Source organism: Vulcanisaeta sp. JCM 14467 (genome assembly GCF_001316245.1).
Classification (GTDB): domain Archaea; phylum Thermoproteota; class Thermoprotei; order Thermoproteales; family Thermocladiaceae; genus Vulcanisaeta.
Map to the genome: position 1 here is coordinate 58,322 of NZ_BBDM01000003.1, position 16,624 is coordinate 74,945.

Here is a 16,624-nt window from a genome sequence, read left to right on the forward strand (position 1 = left end):
GTATTATTAGTGTTTAAATGATAAATAAATGAAATTGTCAATACCATGTTAATTGGTAGGTATGGGCTACAGTTCACTATGATAATTATAATTGCAATCATCCTATCCATAGTACTGCTTGGGCTTTTTATCTATGGTATTTACCAGGACAATAACCTAATTTCTACGGTACCGCAATGCCAGACCCTACCGGCTTCTCAATTAAGTACTAGGACACCGATTAAGCACGTGATCATAATATTCCTGGAGAACCATAGCTTTGATAATTTCTTCGGTGTATACCCAACCAATGGTATGCTAAATAATTCATTAGCTATGAAGTTGGCAATACCTAATAACCTACTCACCATGGTAAAATACCCAGTTACCTGCGGCCAGTGCCATGGGGATTTATTATACGAAGGATCCCGCTGAGGGTTATATACCATACCATGCCGACTGGAATTATGGGAAAATGAATGGTTGGTTATGGGGTTCGGGTCCACAATCGCTTTACTACTACACAATCGTTCAAGTGGCGCCCCTTTGGGATTTAGCCGAGGAATATGGACTCGCAGATAACTACTTCACGCCATACCTCTCCGAGAGCGCTCCAAACCACCTCTTCCTATACGCCGCATACTCGCCCGTAATAGATGATTATGGCCCACCACCTTATATACCCATTCAGGAGAGTATATTTGCGGAGTTATGCCAGTACCACGTGAGTTGGGGCTACTACATAGACCCTAGGGAACCATCAAGTCTCCTCGACATTAAGTACTTCTACGGCATTAATAAGTATTCATCGCACATACAGACCTGGGGTGACTTCATAAGCGAGGTTCTGAATGGTTCATTACCTGCGGTTTCATGGGTAATGCCAAACCCAATAAATGACATGGGACCACCAAACAACATATTGTATGGGGAGGCGTGGCTACTTTACATAATAAATACGGTTGAGGAGAGCCCAATATGGAACTCAACGGTGATCTTCATAACCTGGGATGAATTCGGTGGCTATTACGACCACGTACCCCCACCAATAATAAATGGCGAACCGCTGGGCGTGAGGGTTCCCTTAATAGTTATATCGCCCTACGCAAAGGAGGATTACGTATCACACACCCTACTAACCCATGCGTCATTAATAGCCTTCATTGATTATAACTGGGGATTACCTGCCCTAAACGAGTATGTACTAAATAGTAACATACCCCTTGACTTCTTCTACTTTAACATGAGTAGGAGACCAATAATATTTAATGAGTCGCAGGGCTTTCCGTTGATAAGCAACGTATACTCACTGCCCAACGCATCAAATTACGGGGATTTATCAAACCTATTCCCACTACCACTACAGATACCGCTAAATGAACTTCCATACTCAAGGTATGGCTTTAGCAATATAACGCTTGCGGAGTTGGGCTCGTCAGTGTACGTGAGTATGGACGTTATGTACGTGCCAATTATTTACACGCCATTATTCCTATGGTTAATAATAGCCCTAATCATAGACCTGGCAGTAACGTCATTATTACCCGTGAGTAGGGAGGTCATTAAGCCATTACCTATGAAGATGCTTAGCACCATTAGTGGCTCTGTGGTCACGGCGTCAATTATTGGTTTAACAACCCTAACAACCGGCTTCCTTAACTACGTAGGTAATACCGGTGAGGCGCCGCCGCTCCTCATGGGCTACCTCATCGGTCTAATACTCTTCTCAATAATTGGCTTTGTCCTCATACGGGTTAGGTATGGCCAGTACATGTTGGTCACTCTCTCGGTTATAATTCCAGCTCTCCTATACGTACTCATTTACGTCCAAACACTCCAGTCCTTCCTAATGAGTGTTGAGCCGTTGCTAATTTATGGATTACTGTCTGCGGCACCTACGATGTTAATTGAGCTATTATTTCTAAGGCTATACGTGGGTGATGGCGCCTGGTCCAGGGGTTTGGCGTATTCTATTTTGACTGGGTTACTTACCTACGTAATTATTCTAATCATTGCGTTTACATACATAAAGCTTTACCAGCCAGGCTTATCGACATTACTGCTACCGACAGAGTTAGTAGGCCTTGCCCTAACCGCCGTGTGGTTCGTGGCACTAACGAGGAATCTTAGGCTGGGTGTTGTTTCATGAGCTATGACGTTGCCATAATAGGCTCTGGCGTTGTTGGTTTGTTCATTGCGTATGAACTTGCCCATTATAAGGTTAAGGTGCTTGTTATTGATAGGGAGGTTGAGCCTGGCTTCGGTGTTTCAAAGGGGCACGCTGGCGTTATACACGTTGTTCAGCCGCCGTTCAATTCATTGAGGAGTAAATTGGCCGTTGATGGTAATAAGCTGTATGATGGCATTGCCAGGAGGCTTCATGTTAGGATTAGGAGGTTGAGTGCATTACTGGTGGCTAGGAACCCTATTCAACTAATTGCGCTACCCGCCGTGTGGTTAATACTCAATCGTGTATATGGTAAGCGTGGCTTTAGGGTTAGGATCCTCGGACCACGGGGATTACGCAGGAGTGAGCCGAATGTTAATGGCCTTGGCGCCGTCGAGGTCGAGGGTTATGGCGTCATAAACTCCTTCGAACTAGTATCGCAGCTATATAACTTCTGTAGGTTAAATGGTGTTGACTTTGCCCTGAGTACCGAGGTTACTGGGGCTAAGGTGTTGGAGGATGAGGTTGTGCTGGTTACGAGTAAGGGCGTGTATAGGACTCGATACGTGATCAACGCGGCTGGGCTTTACTCAGCGGATGTTGCGAGGTTGTTTGGTGATGAGTATAGGCTTGGGTTTGGTAAGGGCGCCATGCTCGTATTCTGGGGCGAGCAGACGAGGAATATTGTGGCTCCTCTCCAGTTAATACCGAACCCAAAGACCAAGGGTGGCGCCATTATACCCACGGTGTTCGGCACGACAATATGGGGGCCAAGCCTATCAATTGGTGATAGGGGTGATAGGTCTGTTAATGAGGATGATGTTGGGGTCCTAATTAGAAAATTCAGTGGTTTGCTGAGGAATAGGGCTTCACGCCAATAAGGGCCTATGCGGGTGTTAGGCCGATACCCGAGGGTGATGACTTCATAATAATGTACAGTAAATCGACTAGGCATGTAATACATCTAGTGGGTATTGAGTCGCCTGGGTTGACATCAGCGCCGGCAATAGCTAAGAGGGTTGTGGAGATGCTCAGGGATGCCGGTGCCGTGCTCACGCCCAAGGAGGTTATTAAGGAGGTTGATCCATGGTGATGAGTAGGGACATTATCAGTGAGGGAGGGATGATTAGTGATGGCCAGGGTGATGTTGTCTGCCCATGCATGGGTGTTACTAGGGCTGATATTCGCGAGGCGATTAGGCGTGGTGCAAGGACTCTAGACGGTGTTATTTTCAGGACTGGGTTGGGCATGGGTATTTGCCAGGGCATGTGCCTCGGTAGAGCGATTAAGGTTATCTCAGAGGAGCTTGGTATTGACCCAACAGAGTTGACGAAGTCGGGTGGTGATTCATGGTTGGTTACACGGTAATTGGCGCGGGTCTGGCAGGGCTTTCACTGGCGGTGGAACTACATAGGTTAGGTGTTGAGGTGGAGGTCATTGAGTATAGGGACTATGTTGGCGGTATTCACGCATTAACCCCTGAAGTTGGGAGGATCACTAGTGAATTATTGAGTTACGTAGGCGTTCGAGTAAATACCGCCGCGGTTAAGATAGGTAATGATGTGTACGTAGTGTGGAGGGGTGGCTATAGGAGACTCAGTAATAATGCGATTACAGCCACGGGATTTAGGGTTATGACCATGCCGGAGTTGGGTATTTACGGCGAGAGGCCTGCGGGTATATACCCCCACCATGCGGTACTGGATATGCTGCATTACGGCTTATTGCCTGGTAAAAACGTAGTAATTTATGGAGATAATACATACGCATTATCGTTGGCGAGGGAATTGATGAAGCGTGGTGCTAATGTAAAGGTCGTATCACCCACGGAGTTTGGCGTTGAAGGTGTACATGGAGGTTTCGAGGTTGTCATTGGTAGGGTTAGGTATGTTAGGGGCCGTGGTAGGGTTGAGAAGGTCTTGGTGAATAATGAGTGGATTGCTGCGGATACCCTGGTGATATCCATGTTTAAGCCATTCAAGCCATTCCCAAGCCTTAGGGCTGTTGGGCAAGCGGTTATTGAGACGTATGATCCGGGCATTGTAATTGAGAGTGGTAGGATAATGGCTAAGGAGCTGGCAAGCGTGTCTAATGAGTTCGTGTTAATAGATAGTGATTTACCTGTTTACCCAGGTAGTAGGGTTAGTAGGGATGTGCGTAGGGTAATAATCCAATGCAGGGGGTGTAGGGTCATGGTTAATGATAGGGAGTACGTAATTAGTGGTGATGCTTCAGTAATTGAATTACCGGATGTTGATAGGGTGAGTATTAGGAGGGTGGTTTCATGAGTCTTGGGGTTATTGATGTTGGTACCACGAACATCAAGCTCATAGTATATGATGAGGAGCTTAACCAGAGGTATTCGGAGACCGTGAACGTACCAATGATATTTCCCGGTGATTACCAAGTCGAGCAAGACGCGAACGCGCTTAAATCAGCGTTTAATCACCTAATTAATGTAGCCAGGGATAGGGGCATTAAGTACCTTGGAATCTCCACGTACAGGGCATCAATACTTGCATGGGATAGGTCAGGTAATCCCCTCATAAACGTGATTACGTGGCTGGACAGGAGGGGCTTGGGAATCGTTAATAAATTACCATACTCATTCATGAGGCATTTACCGTTATTGAGCAGCATCCTAATACCAACATCACCTGTTATGCAGATACTTTGGCTGTTAAGGAATAAGCGGGACCTAATCGAACGTGTGAGGAAGGGCGAGGTTTTCATCGGCACGTTGAGTTCATACCTGGCGTACCTCGTTAGTAATAGGTACATTAATGACGCAAGTAATGAGGCGTTGACGGGGCTGTGGCATCCAGGTAATTTTAGGAGGATTGACGCTGTGTACGAATTACTTGGGATACCCAGGGAGGTGGGGCCTGTCGTTGTTGACAATATTAATGAATTTGGGGAAGTCAATGGAATTAGGGTTGGGGTCCTAATTGCTGATCAGCAGGCGGCGATGGTTGGCGAGGGTTGTTTAGGCATTGGTTGTGGTAAGGTCACGAATGGTACAGGCTCATTCGTGGACGCGGTCATCGACAGGTTTAGGCTTATTGGTGATGGCTTATTGCCACTCCTCATTCTTAAGTATGGAGGCAACGTGTTTTATGGAGTTGAGGGTTTCCTGCCCGCCACCGGTTCGGTAATTGATTGGTTGGTCAAGCTTGGATTACTATCCTCACCACAGGAATTGGACAGCTTAGTTAATGTTAATACCCAGGGCATAGTGGTTGTACCAGCACTCGCCGGTGTTAATGTACCGCCAAGGCCATGCGCCAGGGGCTTTATTGATGGCTTAACGCTAAATACCACGAGGGAATCTTTCGTGAGGGCTACCATTGAGGGTATCGTCCAATTAATAGGCCTTATCTTCGATAAGATTAAGGCATACTCGAGGGTTAATGTTGTTAGGGTTGATGGCGGTTTATCAAGGAGCGTGCTATTCCTCAGGTTACTGGCCACGGCATTGAATACCGTTGTCGAGAGACAGAGGGATGTGGAGGCGACGGCGAGGGGTGTCGCGGCATTGCTGAAGGTGTTTAAGGGTGATTGGTCATTAAACGATATTGCTAGGGGTATTCACGTAAATGTCGAGTTGCATATTAATCCCGGCGAGGAGAGATTATCATTAAGTAGGGATGTTGTTAGGAAGATTGTTGAGGGGATGAAATGCAGGACGTGATTAATAAGTTGGTCAATGCCCTTGGGCCCAGCAAGGTAATAACAAGCACTGACGTATTAAGGAGGTACTCCAGGGATTTTTGGCCGCTATTGATGATGCGTGAGCAGGTATTTAATGAGGAATTACCGAGACCCCTTGCCGTAATTATTCCCAGCAGTGTGAATGATGTGTCAACAGCCCTAAGGATCATTAATGGGGGTAATGACGTGGTGCCCGTGGTTGTTTATGGTGGTGGTTCCAGCGTAACAGGTGCATCGTACAGTGCTGACTCAATAATTATTGACATGTCGAGACTAAACAAAATAATAAGTATTGATGGGCGTGACCTATTGATAACAGTTGAGGCGGGTGCTAGGTTGAGGGATGTTGAGGGTAAGCTGAATGAGATGGGTTATAGCCTTAGGCATATTCCTCAATCATTTAATTACGCAACAATTGGTGGCTTAATCGCTACAATGAGTTCGGGCCAGTATAGCACGTTGTACGGTAATATAGAGGATATCGTGGTAAACCTAGAGGTTGTTTTACCCAATGGTGAGGTGACCTGGTTAAGGAGTAATAATGTTCCACGCGCATCCACAGGTCCATCACTTAAGTACCTATTTATTGGTTCGGAGGGTATGCTTGGCATCATTACGAAGGCCGTGCTCAGGATTGTGCCATTACCAACATCAACAATCTACGGCGCGTATAGGTTTGACTCATTCGAGCAGGGCATTGAATCGCTCAGGGAATTAATGATTAAGAGGATCACCCCAGCCGTTGCCAGGCTATACGATGGCAATGAGGCAACACTGAGGTTTGGCGTTGATAAGCCACTATTAATAATTAGCTTTGAGGGTTATTACGATGACTTAGTAAAGGCACTATGGAGGAGGGCTGATGAGATTGTTAAGGGTCATGGTGGGGAGTACGTGGGGAGTAGGTACTTTGAGGATTGGTTAAGGACTAGGTTTAATGTTGAGGAGGAGATCGAGATGGTTAGGAGGTACGGGTTGTGGTTTGACACGATAGAGGTATCAACTACCTGGTCCAGGATTAATCAATTATATAGGGATTTTAGGGAATCCCTATTCAGGGTTAATGGGGTTGTGGGGGTCATGGCGCATATATCGCACTTGTACATTAACGGTGCATGCATATACTTCACAGTATTGTTCAAGCCTGATGTAAATACCTATTGGGAGTTGTGGAGTAGGGCCATGGAGATCACGCTAAGGGATGGTGGGTCCATAAGCCATCACCATGGTATTGGCATTGTGAGGTCAAGGTGGCTAGGGCATGAGCTTGGAAATGCCATCAATATATTAAGGGCAATAAAAGACGCTTTAGATAATAAAGGAGTGCTAAATACAAAGAATGGCATGTTCTTCCCTGACTAAGTGATGTTATTTTCGATAGTAGATACTTAAATGGTCTAGTAAATTAAATAGTAGAATAGAGCGGGTTAAGGTTGCTAGGAATTTTCAGGTCACGATACCCGCGGGTATTAAGGAGCGGCTTGGGATAAGGGTTGGCGATGTATTGCTGGTTTATGTTGAGGGTGATAAGATTGTTTTTAGGAAGCCGTCTAACGAGAGGAGGAAGCTTATATTTGGTAGGAAATTAACGCTTGAGGATATTGAGACCGGTATTGAGAGGGGTGTCGTGGATCGTGGAGGCAATAATCGATACTAACGTGATAATACTCGATTTATTCACAGAATCTGAATTTCATAATGAGGCCAGCAAGCTCATGGATTCACCAGAGAAGTGGCTTATACCACCAATTGTGGTTCATGAGCTTATTTGGTTCCTTAGAGGGCATGGGCTTGAGGACCGTATAGACTACATAATGCAGTATGTGAATAGCGATAAGGCTGAGATACTCTGTGAATATGGCGATTAGATACTTAATGCCATTAACCTGGCCCATACGGTAGGGGTTAGGAATTATAATGACATGGTAATACTAGCCCACGTACTTGCTGAGAATAAGCCGTTGGCAACATTTAACGCCAAACTTGCTAAGTTTGTGAAGAAAATGGGTGTTATATAACCCTGCCCAGGTAATTTTTATGAGTGGTTTGTTGCCCTTAAACGTCGACTTCTAGGAAGCCGTCCTGGGTGACCCTAACCCTGTATGTCGGTAGTGGTGTCTTTATGTCCGCGTACTCACAGGGTGTGTCTGGTCTCACCTGGGGTTTCTCGATCATCTCGCCGGTCCTAACGTCGTACTTCGCCAGGTGGGCTGGGCATGTGGCTATGTAGCCGTTGACGTCAGTCAGTAGGGCGCAGCCCATGTGGGCGCACACGGCATGCATTCCGTAGTAGTTGTCGCCGTACTTGACAATGAGTATTGGCTTACCATCGACCCAGGTTATTACCGAGTTCCTCCTCTCAAAGACCTTAACCAGTATGGACACCCTCCTCCACATACATGGTCGAGGTAAAGCCACTAATTAATTAGCTTTATTACAATAAGTAAATCTAAAATGACAAGTCAGAGGTTATTCGCATCAGCATCATGAAGCATAAACGCGTTAGTGACTATCTCGATCCTCCCTCACGAGGATGATACCGAGCCTGGCAGTGATTCAGGTAATCTATCAATGATACTATTCAATTTATTTAATACCTCCTCCCGCCTAAGCTCGGCAATCCTCCTCACTATGAAGTTCCTAATCTCCTCACTCCAGTTAACCATTGCCGAATACCTATCCATGGCCTCCTTCAACTCCCTCGGAACCCTAACCGTAATTACGGCACTACCACCCATTAGCAATTCGGGTGAATGCATGAATTTAAGCCCTACGCCGCTCAATGAGCGCCTTCATCAGCATCCTCGCTGGGCGTAATTCCCTTCTGAATGGGTCGAGGACGAGCCTAAACTCCTCAAGGGTCACGGTGCCCAGTAGGTTCTCATCCTCACTCTCGCCAAGCACGACAGGCGTGTGTCTCTCGCCATAGCCCTTTAGCTCAATCACGGCCTCGGAAACCCAGCGCTTAATTACCGTGCCATCGGCGAGGACAAACTCCACCTCCTGAATAGGCCTTAGACCCAGGTACTCCCAAACATCTCTCTTCAGGATCGTGTATATGGCGCCTAAGTCCACGAGTAACTTCACTGGCATGGACTTATCTCCATGCTTAACCACGGCATCCACGTAAACAAGGCTCATGCAGCCCTGATTAATACACGGAGTATTTCCCTTAAAGCTTTCCGCCTAATTATACACCCTAACCACCCTATACCAATTATCCCTCTCGGCGGGTGTTAGGCCTAGGCTCCTTATCATGCTTATTATTGATTCCTTGGTTAGTACCGGCATCTTAAGCCTGTGGCCGGTATCACCCTCTCCTCATACAGGGTCCCACCGAAGTCGTTGGCGCCAAACTTAAGGGCTAGTTGGGCAACCTCGAGCCATTCGTGAGCCAGCTTGACTGTATGTTCGGTAATTCGTTCTTGAATACGAGCCTAGCCACTGCGACCACCCTGAGTAATGTGGCTGAGGTTAGTGGGTATGGTACCTCCCTCGTCAACTCGCTATTGCCCGGCTCGAAGTTCCATGCCGTGAATGATAGGAACCCATGCGTCCTCCTCTGTAGCTGTATAATCCTGTATAGGTGCTCCGCCCAGTCACTTATTGTCTCCACGTGGCCGTACATCATGGTTGCATTACTCATGATACCCATCCTGTGGGCTACCTCCATTATATTTAGCCAGGTCTCGGTATCGATCTTATGCGGTGCAATGACCCTCCTCACCCTATCAACGAGTATCTCACCACCGCCACCAGCCAGTGTATCCATCCCGGCAGCCCTAAGCCTATCAAGGACCTCGCCATAACTCATCCTATGCTTCCTGGCCAGGTAATCAACCTCTATCGGGCTCAAGCCGTGAATAGCCACGTGGGGTAGCTTAGCCTTTAAGGCTTTGAATAACTCCTCGTAGTACTCAATGTTTAGTTCGGGGTTTATGCCACCCTGGACAAGTACCTGCCTAATACCAAACTCCCTATCAACGGCCGCAACCCTACGTACGGCATCCTCAACACTCAATGTGTAGGCCTCAGGGTGATTCGGCGGCCTATAGAAGGCGCAGAACCTGCATGCTATCACGCATACGTTGGTGTAGTTGAGTATCATGTTTGGTATGAAGGTGACAACATTACCGAAGTACCTCCTAGTCAGGTACTCGGCTGCCAACCCAAGCTCCCAAAGGTCCGCCTTAAACAATTCCTCAATGTCCCGTGGACCGAGTTCATCCCCGTAAATAGCCCTCTCAATCGCTGGACTCCAATTGTCGGCCACACAATCATTGCTGATGGACACTATTTAAGTTATTGCGGTATTCCCTACTAAATCCATGCATTGATTTCCTCATTAGGTGGGACGTATCATGCGATGAAGTGGGATTTGAAGTGGAATTGGAGATCAATGTTTAATAAGGGATTTAGCGTTTGTTATTTGTCATGTGTACAATAGATGACCTTCGAAATGCCGTAATTAACGGCATTACTAAGTCTGATGCCGAGGAGTTCATGAGGGAGTGCGATTTTAAGGTCCTGGCAAGGGCGGCTAATGAGCTTACGCGGAAGATAACCGGGGACACGGCTACTGTGGTAAATAACGTAGTCATTAATTACTCAAACATATGCGTGGCCCAATGCCCAATATGCGCCTTCTACAGGCCCAAGGGGCACCCAGAGGCCTATGTTAGGACGCCTGAGGAGATTGCGAAGGGCGTGCTCGAGGCCAAGGCACGCTTTGGAGTGACAGAGCTGCACATAAATGGTGGCTTCAACCCGGACCTGGGCATTGAGTACTTCGAGGAGGTTTTCAGGTCTGTTAAGAGGGTGGCGCCTGACGTAGTTATTAAGGGGCCCACGGCGGCGGAGGTGGACTTCTACGCCAGGGTATGGAGGATGAGTACGAAGGAGGTTCTCGAGAGATTCAAGGATGCTGGACTTGATGCACTTAGTGGAGGCGGTGCTGAGATACTTAATGAGGAGGTTAGGAGGGTAATAACTCCGTACAAGTTCAACGCTGAGACTTGGCTTAGGATTCAGGAAGAGGCCCATAAGGTCGGTCTCATGAGTAATGCCACAATGCTCTATGGCCATATTGAGAAGCCAAGCCACATAGTTGAGCATGTCTTCGCGATTAAGGAGGTTCAGGAGAAAACCCACGGCATACTGATGTTTATACCGATAAAGTTCGTCCCATGGAACACAAGGCTGTTCAAGGAGGGCATTGTTAAGGGGCCTGCGCCGGCGGAGTACGATATTAAGGTTGTGGCAATCTCGAGACTTATACTTGGGGACTCAATAAGGAGGATAGCGCTTACTGGGTTTCGACTGGTAAGAGGTTGGCATCAACACTATTGATGGCTGGTGCTAATGACCTCGTGGGCACGATGATTAATGAGCAGGTACTTAGGCAGGCGGGCTCCAGGGAGTCCGTGACACTGGGCGAGCTGGCACACATAGCTCGTGAGGCTGGGTTGAGGCTGTTCCTGAGGGATACATTTCATAGGATAATTGCCGAAGTTAGCGGTACCTAGGGTTGGTGGTAATGGTCGTTGTCCGTCTGAAGTATGCGCATTCTGACCCGCTCTTCTATTACTCAGGGCTTGACCCAATATGGGCCGGTAATAATGAGTCAATAAGGCTATTACTAGAGGGTAAGGCTAGCATCGGCTTTGTGCCGCTGACATACGCTGCGCATAACTGTGACTTACTCTACGTAGTCCCTAGATTCGCCATTTACAGTGATGGCCCCGTAATATCGGCTAGACTATTCAGGGGCTATGGCGTTGGTTATGCCGCTGTTAGTGATACGAGCGTTAATGCCATGGCTGTCAGGAAGTTGTTGGGCATCGACTTTAGGGTGGTTAACGACCCATACGGTGCGTTGAAGGAGTTTGGTGCCGTATTGGTTATTGGGGATGACGCGCTGAGGATGGTTGATGCGGGTTACCCATACATAGTTGACGTGGGTGAGTTATGGAGGGAGAGGGTTGGGTTACCGCTTGTCTACGCGGTTATGGTCGTTGCTAGGAATTACGATGATCATGAACTCAATGCCGTGGTTAATGCGATTGAGAGGTCTCTCGAGCTGTTTGAGAGGGATCCAGAGCCCGTTATTCAATATACCGCGAACAGGGTTGGTGTGTCCAGGGATTTGATTAGACAGTACTTCAGTGCCATTAAGTATAGGGTTGATGATAGGGTTGTCATGGGCATTAATGAAGAATTGAGGATATTCGGCATAAATAACTGCCTACAATTCCTAGGCAATAAAACTTAATACTATGATATACCTGAATCATCACGATGGAATTAATAATCGGGCATAGCCCAGACCCAGACGATGCGTTCATGTTCTACGCCCTGAAGAGGGATCTCGTTAAGGCGCCATTCACGGTTAGGGAGTTCCTCGTGGATATCGAGACGCTAAATAAAATAGCAATTCACGGTAGGATCGACGTAACGGCAGTGAGTACCACGCCATGGCCTACATAGGCAGTAGGTACTACATACTGAGGGTTGGTGCATCCATGGGGCTTAGGTATGGCCCGGTGGTTGTGGGTAATACCGCAAAGCCCGAGTTAATTGCCGTACCCGGCACTTACACCACGGCAACACTACTGGTCAGGTTGCAATGCCCAATGTTAAGACCGTGGAAATACCCTTTGACAAGATTATGGATGCCGTAAGGGCTGGAGTCGTTGATGCAGGTGCCTTGATACACGAGGGCCAAATAACGTATGAGAGGTATGGGCTAAGGAAGATAATCGACCTTGGTGAGTGGTGGTATGAGGAGACGAAATTACCAACACCACTCGGCCTAGACGTTGTTAAGGCGTCCCTGGGCGTCGAAGTGGCTAAGGCGGTTAAGGATGCATTACTGGAGTCCATTAGGTACGCCATGAGTCATAGGGAGGAGGCCCTGGTACATGCCATGGAGTTCTCGAGGGGTTTGGACATGAGCGATACTGACAAGTTCGTTAGGATGTACGTGAATGACTACACAATGGATATGGGCATTGATGGTGAGAAGGCAATCAGGACATTACTCGAGATGGGGTATGAAAGGGGCTTACTACCCGAGCCGCAGTTACTATTCATTTAATGATCACGCCCCGTTCAGCCAACTTATCTATCTCATCACGTGATAGTCCAATCTCCATCAGGATCTCCACAGTATTCTCACCAAGCCTTGGCGCCCTGCCCTGTCTCCCTGGTCTAGCGCCATTTATTAGTAGTGGGTTTAGGAAGTCCCTACCATTAAAGCCCCTCGCAATTAATTGGAGATCTTTCCCAAGACTCTTTATGGAGTTAACAGGAGCCGCAGGCACGTCATGGCTCCAGAGGAGTTTTAAGGCTTCAGCAACTGTGTACTTACTGAACTCCCTGCTCAGTTCATCTACGGCGCCCTTATCGAATTGTCTGCCAATTAAGTCCTCACGACCTAATGCCCTGCAAAGGCCTTGCCAGAACTTATCCTCAATGGCGCCAACGGTTATGTATCCATCCCTACACCTGTAGACGTTGTAGAACGGGTACTTACCCGTTAGGCTTGGTTCCGACCCCTCGTAGGTCATGGCCATGTTGAGGGTATTGAAGAGCAGTGCGGCTTCCATCATCGATACCTCGACCCTACCACCAACACCCCTCAGCAGTAGGTTTAGGACACCAATGACGCATAGTAGGGCTGAGCCAACGTCAGCGACTTGTACAGTAAGTGGTTTAGGTACTCCATCATCAAATAAGTCTGGGTCCAACAGACCTGCGACACCCACGGTGTTTATGTCATGGTTTGGAAGGCCCGAGTATGGCCCGTTCTCTCCATAACCATTTATCGAGCAGTAAACGATTTTATCGTTAATGTTCTTAAGCGTCTCGTAATCAATGCCGAGTTTCCTCGCAACGCCTGGCCTAAAACCCTCGATAACCACATGACTACTCCTAACCAGCCTATGGAATAACTCCCTGCCCTCACTCATCTTCAGGTTAATGGCAATACTCCTCTTACCCGCGTTCAACCACTCAAAGAGTTTCGGCGATATCCTCCTCAGGTAGTCGCGACCTCGGTATCCTCGACCTTAATAACGTCAAAACCAAGGTCAGCCAATAACCTAGTTGTCACACCGCCTGGGTAGAGCCTCGTTAGGTCAAGAACTCTAAACATTAGTGAGCCTTAAATCCGAAGGTTAATAAGTGTTAGGAATTTCCTGTGGCCATTGTTCCCTGCTTATTATTTCGCACCATAAACCAGGTACCAATTCCAACTGCGCATAATTTCCTATTTGCATCGTACACGTGGGCCTCTGCAACGGCCAGGTGCCTACCAGCCTTATCACCCTACCCTCAACCGTGAATGGTCCATTTATCAACGGCTCGAGAAAATGAACCTTGAGCTCCGCAGTATATTGGTCAACACCATCATTAACCGTCATGACTGCGGTACCGAGGACCGTGTCTATGACTGTCATTATGACGCCGCCATGCACCATGCCACCCTTCCTAAGTATCTCACGCTTGTAGGGGAAGACAGCCCTCACAAAGCCATCACCAACCTCCACGAATTCAAGGCCAATGAAATTGAATAACGGCTCACTGCGTAGGTAATTATTCATTAACTCAGCAACATTGAGACCAGCCGACCTAGCCTTAAGAAACAAATCCCTAATACTACTTACTGGACCAACCGCCTTAATTAATTCGTCCCACGTAGACACAGGGTACTGGGATGTAAGGCCTATTTAAGCAAAGTTATGCTGATAAATAAATAGCAATAAGTAGCTTAAATAAAGCCAGGAACAACCTGCCCAGCAACCAGGGATTCCAGGGGCTCCCTAAACCTAGCCACCGCATACTCATTCCCATAAACAACAACCTCGGCTGGCCTGGGCCTACCATTATAGTTACTGCTCATTGAGTATACGTAAGCACCCGCGTTAAGTATTACGAGTATGTCGCCCTCATTAACCCTCGGCAACTCCCTATTGACTGCCAACTTATCGGTATTCTCACAGATAGGCCCAACAACATCAACAACCTCCCTCTCCCCACTGTCATTGCATGTAATTACGTGGTGGTAAGCGCCGTATAGCATGGGCCTAATTAATACGTTCATACCAACGTCAACGCCGACATACGTCTTACTGCCCTTCCTCTTAACCTCGGTGACCCTGGTCACCAGGTAGCCGGCATTACCAACAATGAACCTGCCAGGCTCAACCCACAACTCGCCGGGGAAGAAGCTCCTGAGAATCCTTAGTCTATTTAAGTCGAGGGGCTTCTCGTCAGGTCTATACGGTATTCCAAAGCCGCCGCCCATGTCAAAGTAGGTAATCTTGATGCCAACCCTATACTCTATGGTCTCGGCATACTCCTTAAGAAGCTCGGCAATCCTAATGAAGTAGTCGGGATCAAGTACATTACTGCCCATCATGGCATGTATACCAAACTCCTCAACACCAACTGACTTAGCAAGTCTATACGCGTCAATGGCATCCTCCAGGAACATGCCGAACTTACTCTCCTCACCAGCCAACACAACACCCGGTGCAAAGCCCCTGCCGTAGCCCAGATCTACCCTGAAGAAGACAGTCCTGGGCCTATAACCAAGGGACAACGCCCTCTCAAACTCCCTCCTAGAGTCAAAATTGAATAAGACACCTGCCTCAATACCGTACTTAATATCATCAAGGGACCTAAAGGCCCCCGTGTACAATATATCGCCTGGCTCAAAACCGGCCTTTAGGGCTAGGAATATCTCGCCAGGTGAGGCCGCGTCAGCCCCTGAACCAAGCTTCCTCAGGAAGGTCAGTATTGCCAGGTTGGGGTTAGCCTTTATTGAGTAGAGGACCCTGGCGCCAAGATTATCCCTAATGGCCTTATAATTCTCCTCAACCTTACCAAGGTCGTAAACAATGAGTGGTGTGCCAAACCTATCCGCTAAGTCCATGAGACTAATACCATTACCCACAGCACAGCCAATCACGGCAATAAAAATAATGACGATTCTCTTTAAGCATTAAGCAACCATTATTTCTCACCATTGAGAAGTGGATGGAAGGATTAATGAACTTGAATTGAAAATAAATATATCCATAATACATATTTTCTAATTTTCTAATTAAAATTAAAAATCACTTTATTATTTTCACACCGAGGACCTCCTGGAAGAATTTCACGGCCTCAGCCTGTTAACCCTCTGCTCCCTACCAACGTCGTGCCTAGCCCTCCTCCTATACATGACCCTGAGCCCCGGGCCTTGCCAGTACCGTGACCACGTTAAGGCCCCACACACCCACGGCTGGGTCGTACTTCGTGCCCGGTATCATTATGTGCTCCCTAATCCCGAGGCCACGTTGCCCCAGTCATCGAATGAGCTCTCCTTTAACGTGAAGTCCACGGCAGCCAACGCCCTAAGTAGGAACCAAACGGCCTTATTCCTCCTAAGCGTCACTGCGACGCCTATTGGCTCGCCCCTCCTTATGTTCCAGTCCTTAATTGACTTCTTGGCAAGCCTATAACTCGGCTCCTGCATAGTCAACTCCTCAAGGACCTTGGCCGCCTTCTCAAGCCTCTCACCACTCTGACCAACACCTATGTTGGCAACAACCTTCTCAATCCTAATAACCCTCATTGGGTGGTCCGCGGGTAATACGAACTTCCTCCAATCCACCTGATCCGGCGTTAATGACTTCAGGTCAACCTGCGATAGGTCTATTACAGGCATCGAATAGGCGTGAGCAGTAGTATTAATAAAAATTTGCCCGGCGGGCTTTACGC

The 16,624-nt window shown here is 47.6% G+C and carries 18 protein-coding genes and 4 pseudogenes; 13 read left to right on the top strand and 9 right to left on the bottom strand.

Annotated elements, in window-relative coordinates; translation table 11 throughout:
- Positions 1 to 45 precede the first annotated feature (45 nt).
- Genes JCM14467_RS04050 through JCM14467_RS15650 form a run of 10 tightly spaced genes read left to right on the top strand, consistent with a single transcriptional unit; the run spans position 46 to position 7,725 of the window.
- Positions 46 to 414: an alkaline phosphatase family protein gene (locus tag JCM14467_RS04050; protein ID WP_054849257.1), complete on the top strand. Its 369-nt coding sequence runs from the start codon at positions 46 to 48 to the stop codon at positions 412 to 414.
- Complete coding sequence (locus tag JCM14467_RS04055) at positions 383 to 2,128, top strand: alkaline phosphatase family protein (RefSeq protein ID WP_054849258.1); 1,746 nt, start codon at positions 383 to 385, stop codon at positions 2,126 to 2,128. Before JCM14467_RS04050 ends, JCM14467_RS04055 begins: the two co-directional genes overlap by 32 nt.
- Positions 2,125 to 3,027, top strand: coding sequence for an NAD(P)/FAD-dependent oxidoreductase (locus JCM14467_RS15635; RefSeq protein WP_252900653.1), 903 nt, complete (start codon positions 2,125 to 2,127; stop codon positions 3,025 to 3,027). Before JCM14467_RS04055 ends, JCM14467_RS15635 begins: the two co-directional genes overlap by 4 nt.
- A 50-nt stretch (positions 3,028 to 3,077) precedes the next feature.
- The gene (locus tag JCM14467_RS15640; RefSeq protein WP_252900654.1) at positions 3,078 to 3,239 is read left to right on the top strand and encodes a hypothetical protein; all 162 of its coding nucleotides are present in this window, start codon (positions 3,078 to 3,080) and stop codon (positions 3,237 to 3,239) included.
- On the top strand, positions 3,239 to 3,514 hold the full coding sequence (locus tag JCM14467_RS15645; protein ID WP_252900655.1) for a (2Fe-2S)-binding protein: 276 nt from the start codon (positions 3,239 to 3,241) through the stop codon (positions 3,512 to 3,514). The genes JCM14467_RS15640 and JCM14467_RS15645 overlap by 1 nt, the downstream gene beginning before the upstream one ends.
- The gene (locus JCM14467_RS04065; protein ID WP_054849259.1) at positions 3,496 to 4,434 is read left to right on the top strand and encodes an NAD-binding protein; all 939 of its coding nucleotides are present in this window, start codon (positions 3,496 to 3,498) and stop codon (positions 4,432 to 4,434) included. The genes JCM14467_RS15645 and JCM14467_RS04065 overlap by 19 nt, the downstream gene beginning before the upstream one ends.
- Entirely contained in the window at positions 4,431 to 5,837 is a 1,407-nt protein-coding gene (locus JCM14467_RS04070) for an FGGY-family carbohydrate kinase (RefSeq protein WP_054849260.1), read from the top strand. Before JCM14467_RS04065 ends, JCM14467_RS04070 begins: the two co-directional genes overlap by 4 nt.
- Entirely contained in the window at positions 5,825 to 7,219 is a 1,395-nt protein-coding gene (locus JCM14467_RS04075; RefSeq protein ID WP_054849261.1) for an FAD-binding oxidoreductase, read from the top strand. Before JCM14467_RS04070 ends, JCM14467_RS04075 begins: the two co-directional genes overlap by 13 nt.
- Positions 7,220 to 7,274: 55 nt before the next feature.
- On the top strand, positions 7,275 to 7,514 hold the full coding sequence (locus JCM14467_RS04080; protein ID WP_054849262.1) for an AbrB/MazE/SpoVT family DNA-binding domain-containing protein: 240 nt from the start codon (positions 7,275 to 7,277) through the stop codon (positions 7,512 to 7,514).
- On the top strand, positions 7,480 to 7,725 hold the full coding sequence (locus JCM14467_RS15650) for a PIN domain-containing protein (RefSeq protein ID WP_252900656.1): 246 nt from the start codon (positions 7,480 to 7,482) through the stop codon (positions 7,723 to 7,725). The genes JCM14467_RS04080 and JCM14467_RS15650 overlap by 35 nt, the downstream gene beginning before the upstream one ends.
- 187 nt (positions 7,726 to 7,912) lie before the next feature.
- Here the strand turns inward: JCM14467_RS15650 and JCM14467_RS04090 are convergent, their stop codons facing one another.
- The 4 genes and pseudogenes from JCM14467_RS04090 to mqnC all read right to left on the bottom strand — a co-directional run bounded on the left by JCM14467_RS04090 (position 7,913) and on the right by mqnC (position 10,106).
- A complete protein-coding gene (locus JCM14467_RS04090) occupies positions 7,913 to 8,254 on the bottom strand; it encodes a Rieske (2Fe-2S) protein (protein WP_054849263.1) in 342 nt (113 codons plus the stop codon).
- Positions 8,255 to 8,382: 128 nt separating this feature from the next.
- Positions 8,383 to 8,595 (bottom strand): type II toxin-antitoxin system VapB family antitoxin, encoded by a 213-nt coding sequence (gene vapB, locus JCM14467_RS04095; RefSeq protein ID WP_054849264.1) that lies wholly within the window; start codon positions 8,593 to 8,595, stop codon positions 8,383 to 8,385.
- A gap of 25 nt (positions 8,596 to 8,620) precedes the next feature.
- Positions 8,621 to 8,998: an aspartyl protease family protein gene (locus JCM14467_RS04100; RefSeq protein WP_054849265.1), complete on the bottom strand. Its 378-nt coding sequence runs from the start codon at positions 8,996 to 8,998 to the stop codon at positions 8,621 to 8,623.
- Positions 8,999 to 9,043: 45 nt separating this feature from the next.
- Positions 9,044 to 10,106: pseudogene (gene mqnC, locus JCM14467_RS04105) on the bottom strand (cyclic dehypoxanthinyl futalosine synthase).
- Positions 10,107 to 10,291: 185 nt separating this feature from the next.
- On the opposite strand from mqnC, the pseudogene JCM14467_RS04110 reads away from it, so the two are divergent.
- The 3 genes and pseudogenes from JCM14467_RS04110 (at position 10,292) to JCM14467_RS04120 (ending at position 12,953) form a co-directional block, all read left to right on the top strand.
- Positions 10,292 to 11,382 (top strand): annotated as a pseudogene (locus tag JCM14467_RS04110) (CofH family radical SAM protein).
- 11 nt (positions 11,383 to 11,393) lie between these two features.
- Entirely contained in the window at positions 11,394 to 12,128 is a 735-nt protein-coding gene (locus JCM14467_RS04115; protein ID WP_054849358.1) for an MqnA/MqnD/SBP family protein, read from the top strand.
- 26 nt (positions 12,129 to 12,154) lie between these two features.
- A pseudogene (locus JCM14467_RS04120) lies at positions 12,155 to 12,953 on the top strand (menaquinone biosynthesis family protein).
- Here the strand turns inward: JCM14467_RS04120 and JCM14467_RS04125 are convergent.
- From JCM14467_RS04125 to JCM14467_RS04140, 5 genes and pseudogenes are all read right to left on the bottom strand, one after another.
- Positions 12,946 to 13,866, bottom strand: a complete 921-nt coding sequence (locus JCM14467_RS04125) for a CaiB/BaiF CoA transferase family protein (RefSeq protein WP_054849266.1) — start codon at positions 13,864 to 13,866, stop codon at positions 12,946 to 12,948. The pseudogene JCM14467_RS04120 and the gene JCM14467_RS04125 sit on opposite strands and share 8 nt — an antisense overlap.
- Positions 13,867 to 13,895: 29 nt before the next feature.
- A complete protein-coding gene (locus tag JCM14467_RS15655) occupies positions 13,896 to 14,012 on the bottom strand; it encodes a CoA transferase (RefSeq protein WP_252900657.1) in 117 nt (38 codons plus the stop codon).
- 22 nt (positions 14,013 to 14,034) lie between these two features.
- Entirely contained in the window at positions 14,035 to 14,562 is a 528-nt protein-coding gene (locus JCM14467_RS04130) for a PaaI family thioesterase (protein ID WP_252900658.1), read from the bottom strand.
- A 65-nt stretch (positions 14,563 to 14,627) separates the two neighbouring features.
- Positions 14,628 to 15,830, bottom strand: coding sequence for a diaminopimelate decarboxylase (gene lysA / locus JCM14467_RS04135; protein ID WP_252900659.1), 1,203 nt, complete (start codon positions 15,828 to 15,830; stop codon positions 14,628 to 14,630).
- 148 nt (positions 15,831 to 15,978) lie between these two features.
- A pseudogene (locus JCM14467_RS04140) lies at positions 15,979 to 16,571 on the bottom strand (50S ribosomal protein L5).
- Positions 16,572 to 16,624 lie beyond the last annotated feature (53 nt).